Source organism: Thiocystis violacea (assembly GCF_016583575.1).
Classification (GTDB): Bacteria; Pseudomonadota; Gammaproteobacteria; order Chromatiales; family Chromatiaceae; genus Thiocystis; species Thiocystis violacea.
Genome location: NZ_NRRG01000134.1, coordinates 1 through 1528 on the forward strand (window position 1 = coordinate 1; position 1528 = coordinate 1528).

General features: G+C 56.5%; 2 protein-coding genes and 1 pseudogene. 2 read left to right on the forward strand and 1 reads right to left on the reverse strand.

Translation table 11 applies throughout. The features are described from left to right. Together CKO27_RS23750 and CKO27_RS23755 are read left to right on the forward strand one after the other, a co-directional pair. Positions 1-108 (forward strand): annotated as a pseudogene (locus tag CKO27_RS23750) (IS110 family transposase); the annotation flags it as partial. An 82-nt stretch (positions 109-190) separates the two neighbouring features. Then, a complete protein-coding gene (locus tag CKO27_RS23755) occupies positions 191-730 on the forward strand; it encodes an REP-associated tyrosine transposase (RefSeq protein WP_200377383.1) in 540 nt (179 codons plus the stop codon). Positions 731-899: 169 nt separating this feature from the next. Here the strand turns inward: CKO27_RS23755 and CKO27_RS23760 are convergent, their stop codons facing one another. Continuing rightward, positions 900-1133, reverse strand: a complete 234-nt coding sequence (locus CKO27_RS23760; protein ID WP_200377384.1) for a hypothetical protein — start codon at positions 1131-1133, stop codon at positions 900-902. Between the last annotated feature and the right edge of the window lie 395 nt (positions 1134-1528).

Genomic DNA, 1528 nt, shown 5'->3' on the forward strand with positions numbered 1-1528 from the left:
GCCAAAATGGCGGCTCTCGGCGCGGCCATGCGCAAACTCGTCCATCTTTGCTTTGGCGTCTTCAAAACCCGTCTCCCCTACCAAGCTGACTATGCCCCCGCGACTTGACAGGAAAGACGGTATCTACCCGGCTTTTATGATGTTATAGACGTGTATGATTTTGGTTTTGAAGAGATGAATGGGGATAGCCATGCCGGAGTATCGTCGGATGCGGGTGGCGGGCGGAACGTATTTTTTCACCGTCAAACTGCGCGATCCCGAGAGCCATTTATTGGTCGAACAGATCGCGGTGTTACGTGAGGTGTTCCGGGCGGTGAGGCAGGCGCACCCGTTCACCATCGACGCCATCGTCATCATGCCCAATCATTTGCATGCGTTGTGGACATTACCCCCAGGGGATAGCGATTACAGCACGCGATGGCGCCAGATCAAGGCGGCGTTTTCGCGCACCATCCCCAAGGGTGAGCGGGTGTCGGCCAGCCGTCAGTCCAAGGGCGAACGCGGCATCTGGCAACGGCGGTTTTGGGAGCACACCATCCGCGACCAACGCGGGTTCAACAACCGCTTGGATTACATCCACCATAACCCGGTCAAGCACCGATACGTCGAGCACGCGGGCGATTGGCCGTATTCGTCATTCCACCGCGCCGTGCGCCAAGGCATTTACCCCGCCCACTGGCGCGCCGACGACAGCGACCCATTCGAACTCCCGCCCGACGAAGACGCATAAAAACGTCACCACGTAGGGTGGGTAGAGCGCAGCGAAACCCACCGAACCCCGCGCCAAGTCATCAGGATGGCACAACAAAAAACGCCCCCGGTTTCCCGAGGGCGTTCAAAGGTCAGGCGTTATCGCTGGGAACGATGGGTTTCGCTATCGCTCTACCCATCCTACCTCGCTACAGTTCGGCATTCCGCAGCTCCAACCGACGTTCAACGTGTTCAAGGCGTCGAGTAAGTGAATCAACCCGATCATGGATAGAAGGTAACGACAACACCAACGTGCCAAGGTGTTGCTCTTGGGCCGTCATGCGCAGTTCCAGATTGGCCATTCGTTCGTCCAGACGTCCCATCCGCAATTGGATATCTTTCAGGATTGTCAAAACAAGATTGTCAGCGTGATTTTCAGTCATTGCTATCATCAAACAGCAGTTGATCTTTTCAGAGTTTAGCACAACCCCGGCGCGCACGAGCAGGATGTCCGTTCTCCCGCGCGCCCAACAAAAAACGCCCCTGGTTTCCCGAGGGCGTTGTAGGGTGGGTAGAGCGCAGCGAAACCCACCGAACCCCGCGCCAAGTCATCAGGATGGCACAACAAAAAACGCCCCCGGTTTCCCGAGGGCGTTGAAAGGTCAGGCGTTATCGCTGGGAACGATGGGTTTCGCTATCGCTCTACCCATCCTACCTTGCTATACCGATTGAAACTCCAACCTTCGTTCAATGCGATCGACTCGGCTGCGCAATTCGTCCAGTTCGGATCTTCCAGAATAAACAGCCGTTGTCAACCCGCCCAACTGTTGCCCCATCG